Origin of the sequence: Nostoc sp. CCY 9925, assembly GCF_963920935.1 — a bacterium.
GTDB lineage: Bacteria > Cyanobacteriota > Cyanobacteriia > Cyanobacteriales > Nostocaceae > Nostoc.
In genome coordinates, this window is record NZ_CAWUDO010000217.1 from 1 (window position 1) to 4,881 (window position 4,881).

3 protein-coding genes are annotated in these 4,881 nt (G+C 37.3%); all 3 read right to left on the reverse strand.

Annotated features, from left to right (window positions below; genetic code table 11):
- Nucleotides 1-124 precede the first annotated feature (124 nt).
- A complete protein-coding gene (locus ACM0OY_RS39480) occupies nt 125-1,915 on the reverse strand; it encodes a VgrG-related protein (protein WP_414574153.1) in 1,791 nt (596 codons plus the stop codon).
- A gap of 140 nt (nt 1,916-2,055) precedes the next feature.
- A complete protein-coding gene (locus tag ACM0OY_RS39485; RefSeq protein ID WP_414574154.1) occupies nt 2,056-2,607 on the reverse strand; it encodes a hypothetical protein in 552 nt (183 codons plus the stop codon).
- 36 nt (nt 2,608-2,643) lie between these two features.
- Nucleotides 2,644-4,881: hypothetical protein (locus tag ACM0OY_RS39490; RefSeq protein ID WP_414574155.1), on the reverse strand; the 2,238-nt coding region annotated here is incomplete at its 5' end.

Genomic DNA, 4,881 nt, shown 5'->3' on the forward strand with positions numbered 1-4,881 from the left:
ACCTTTTCCCCAAATCCAATGCCGAGTTAAAAATGCACAAAGCGAGCAGTATTGGAGGGGCTTTTTATTAACGTTGCTACATTTGTAGGGACGCATAGCTAGCTGTGCGCCCCTACAAATGTACTTAATTAAGGCGAATGATTGCACCTCTGACTGTAATATTACCGTTGGCTTTAATGTCTATATTTCCAAGAGCATCTAATGAGAGATTACCTTTTGATTTCACTGAAACAGATTTACTAGCGTCGTTCATTTCGATTTGATGACGGCCTGTGGTTTCAATGGAAATAGATTTACTTCTATCGTCCATTTTGATTGTATGACCGCCTGCGGTTTTAATTTCGATATGGCGATCGCTATCATTGAGATACATTTTGTGACCAGCTTTAGTTTCTACGCGAATACCTGTTTTACTGCTGGCTTTGTCTTCTTCGACAAACTGTAGAACATGTCCAACACGAGTTTTAATAGTGCGTAATCTGACACCCTTGTTACCAACTGAGTCATCTACTTTTTCTGGTGGTGCGTCTTTACCATTCCATACGCCACCAATGACGTAGGGACGGTGGATATCGCCATGTTCAAAACCTACTAATACTTCATCGTTGACTTCTGGTAAACAATCGAAACCTCTGTTTGGGCCTGCACCCAAAGCTACAATTCTCGCCCACTCGCTTTCATGGTCTTCGGTCATCGTTGGGAACTTGACTTTTACTCTACCCCATTTCTCTGGGTCTTTGTTATTAGTCACAATTCCGACTAATAAAGTCTCAGATGGCTGTAAATGTTTTTTCGTTGATAGAGTTGTGAATAAGTTACCAGCACGTAAGCCTCGGATGCTGAAATCAGTTTCATAAACCCGCCCGTTGTAGAAATGACGTGTTTCTGTGACATAATATTGACCATTATGGCGATCGCCTAAATCTTGAAGACGAATCACCCGCCTCGGTCGAATCTCAGGATTTCCAAATGCTTTAGCATCTGCGTAAACAAATTCTCCTCCCAATTCATCACACAAAGCCTGAGCCATCACATCTGCTTGTTTTTTAGTAGCAACAGGTTTATCTACAACAATCATTTTGGGAGCTTGAAGATTGCGAAATGCTTTACTGGTGCTACTTCCTAGCTTATTACCTGTCTGAGTAATTTGCTTTTCTTTGTTGGCTGTTGAGCTAATCAATTTTTTTTGGCTATAGTCCCAACCGCGTACTTCCACAGAACTTACTTGCTCAGCACTAGTGACACGGGTACTAAATTTACTAATATCAACTAGCCATTTCAAATCTAAAGAGGCCTGACTTTCTGGCTTGCAAAAATTTATCTTATCTTCTGTAATAAATAAATCAAAACCAATACGTGCAGCCCTTTCTTGCAAAAACTCCATATTGGTTTGATTTTCTTGAAAGACATATTTGTGGACTTCGCCACTTGGGTCTATTATTCCAATTTTGATACCTACTTCTTTAGCAATTTTTTCTACTATTTTGCTATCAGTTGTATTTAAAAAAGAGCGATTATAACGTCCTCTGTGAAGACGATGAGAAAAATCATAGCCGCGAATAATTATATTAGCTTCAGATTTTTCATTGAAGTGAACTTCCAGACCTGTAACCTCACCTTCAACAAGTATTTTTGTTTTTTCATTTCTAAAATTCTGATCTTGAGTAGTACTCGATTTGAAGCCTAAGGTTACTTTCTTCCCAATTTGAAAAACCTGTTCGTGTCGCCAAGGTTGATTTTGTGGACGGTCAGATGTGGGAATATAACTATTATGTATCACCAGCGTAAACATTGCTGGCAAATGTAAACTTTCTTCTACAGTCATTTGCAGCAAATCTTTAAGTAATTCAGGAGAAGCGGGTTGTCCTTCTATCTCAAGTAAAGGGTCGCTTAGATAAAGGTTGGCGTTGGGCATAAGCTTCAATTTATAAATATTAAGTATTTTACTTAAGTCAGAATTTATTTTGTAATAATTTCTCGCTCATAATTAATTTAGTATGGTTGGTAGAATTATTACTCAAAAATTATCCTGTTTTTAAATATTTTGAGTTCTAACTACTTTTTCGTCACCTTTTTATCTGGTTTGCGGTCTGGCCCTTTAGATTTAGATTCTTTTCCCCCAGGAAGGTTATTTTTATCTACTTCTTGCAAGTCTATATCTACCATTGCTCTAACTGGTGTGCCATCACTTAGAAACATATTTAACGTGTAAGTTAGTTTGGTAATTACACAATAAAAATACTCATTTCCCCATGTTAATATGTAAACAGGTGGACGCTTGTCACGCGCTCCTTTAATTGTTTCTACGCCTTTTTTAATTTTGTCTACATACTTTTTCATTACCGATTCTTTAGTTTCATAAGTATCAAATAATAGCTGTTTGAGTGAAAACGTGTAAGGTTTAACTCCAGAAAAGTTAACCTTTGGCAAAAGTTCTGTACCTCTATTCCCATCATTACTTTTCCACTCAACAGACCGGCTAAAACTAATTTCTGTCGGATTAAACATTAATTCAATATCGTCAGATTCACCGTTATAAGCCATAAGTTTGGCTTTCTCAAGTTGTGGTTTGCGCTTTTGCGTAACAATAATTGCTGGGGTTGCCATTTGAGTATTTCTCCTCAATTTATTGAATAAAATGTATCAAGATAAACGACCTAAATAACCACCATGACGTTCTCGTTCAATTTCCAGACGTTGGCGTAATCTACTATAAATTTCACGGGCTAAAGCTTCAAGGTCGGCTGTATCATCTTTGTTATCTTCTTCGTTTTTTTCAGAGGTGTTTTGTACTGTTTCTGTTACTGATCCTGTGTTTCCAGATGTGGATGCAGTGACTTCTCCACCTTCAGCAAAGCCTCTAGTTGCAGCAGGGTGTTTAGCGAAAATTTGTGATGATTCTGATGATGTATAAACATCACCAAACTCGGAATTTTGACTATTAGATTCTCCACCGCTGAAGAAGCTTGTGAATTCATCATTATTGCCATTGAATAATTCTTGGACAGTTGACCATTCAGAAGGTGTATCTGACCATTGGGAAGGTGTGTTAGTGGTAGAATTTGCTTTTCTAAAAATCAAGGGAGGCGATGAATATTGCGGTGAAGTAACGAGTGCATCAGTCGTCTTATTTTGAACAGTATTAAGTTGGGGAGAATTGAGTACCGAAAGTTTCTGTTTTCCAATATTCGACGCCAAGGAAGAAGGAATTAAAGAATTAGATTCTTGAGGTTTGAGTTGTAAGGAAGTGTCTGGAAAAGAATCGACTTTAGTCGAACTCTGTGGAGAAGTTGTTTTTTCTGGTTCTTTGGCATTGGGTACCTCTAAGCTTGGAAGAATAATATTGTCCGGTGTCCCGCCGCTGTTGATGTGCTGTAGTAGAGGTAGATTTTTCTGTGCATCCCTGGTATTAATGACAAACTCTCCAGGTGTCAGCATTGCAGGTACGGTATCCGACGGTGCTATGTGCTGATTATTTTTCAACTGAGAGTCTGTTACTTGACCACCAGTAGCATAACCTTTAGGTGCTGCCAAATTTTGAATAGTCGTGTTTTGTTCAACTTCAGGTGGTGTGCTGACTTTATTTGGTGAAAAATTTAGTTTTTCTGGGAGATTTTGGTGATCTGAGGTATCAATAAAGGTTAAAATTTCAGAGTTGTTAGAATTGGCGATCGCACTTAATAATTCTGACTCTACTATTTGTTCATTATCAACTATTTTTCGGGAAATACTCGATTTTTCCCCAATATTTGATGACACATCAGTAACTTTTGGTTCTTCAACAATTTCCGGCGATATGTTGCTAACTTTTGGTGCTTCAATAATCTCAGGCAATATGTTGCTAACTTTTGGTGCTTCAATAATTTCCCGCGATATATTGTTAATGTTTTGTGCTTCAACAATTTCAGAGGATATATTGCTAACCTTTGGTTCTTCAACAATCTCAGGCAATATGTTGCTAAGTTTTGCTTCTTCAACAATTTCAGACGATATGTTGCTAACCTTTGGTTCTTCAACAATTTGATCTGCTGCTAAAATCTGCTGATTTTCTATAGACTCGCTGATAGTATTATCAAAATTGCGATCGCGTTGCAGTGAAATTACATTTGTTGGGACATCTGAGACATTAACCGCCACAGTAGATTGTGACTCTGAATTTACTAACTTTTCATTGTTATCAGAGTCGCTAATAAAATTAGATGTGTCTCGAATATTAGCTGAGGTAGGCGTTAATTGAACAGGCTCAGATGCTAAAGATTCAGTTGTAAAACTAGAATCAATTTCTTGTTGCATGACAATAGGACTTTTTGCAATTGAAGATTCATAATTATCTCCAAAAACAGGCGGTATAGACACATAGCTGTGCGTCCCTACAGTATTTTCATCATTCGTTAAAGGATGAAGTAAAGTAGGTGTGTCATCAACACTAGGTGAAGTAACTGCTGATGATAAAGGTAAATTTTCTAAGTAATTATCAGCGATAAAATTAGCTGTGTCAAAATTAATCGTAGTTTTTTCTGAAATTGAATCTGGCTCAATGCCTCTAATTGCCTCTAAATTCTTATTTGTATTTAGCGGTTCTTGTTCAGATGATGAAGGTTTGGAGATTGCTGATATTTCTTTTTTTTGGATTACATTTGTCGAAGAAACGGTGTTTTGATTATCAACTTGAGAAGGAAATTCATCTGTTTCAATAACTTCTTGTAGTGGCGTTGAGCTAGCTGAGATATCTGGAATCTCACGTTTTTGTAATGATTGGGTAGTTTCAATAACTTCTTGTAGCGGCGTTGTACTAACTGAGATATCTGGAATCTCACGTTTTTGTAATGATTGGGTAGTTTCAATATCTTGTTGTAGTGGCGTTTCGCTAACTGAGATATC

What these genes read in the sequence shown, in the direction of transcription:
- ACM0OY_RS39480 (WP_414574153.1), bottom strand. Translation starts at nt 1,915, where the DNA reads ATGCCCAACGCCAACCTTTATCTAAGCGACCCTTTACTTGAGATAGAA.
- ACM0OY_RS39485 (WP_414574154.1), bottom strand. Translation starts at nt 2,607, where the DNA reads ATGGCAACCCCAGCAATTATTGTTACGCAAAAGCGCAAACCACAACTT.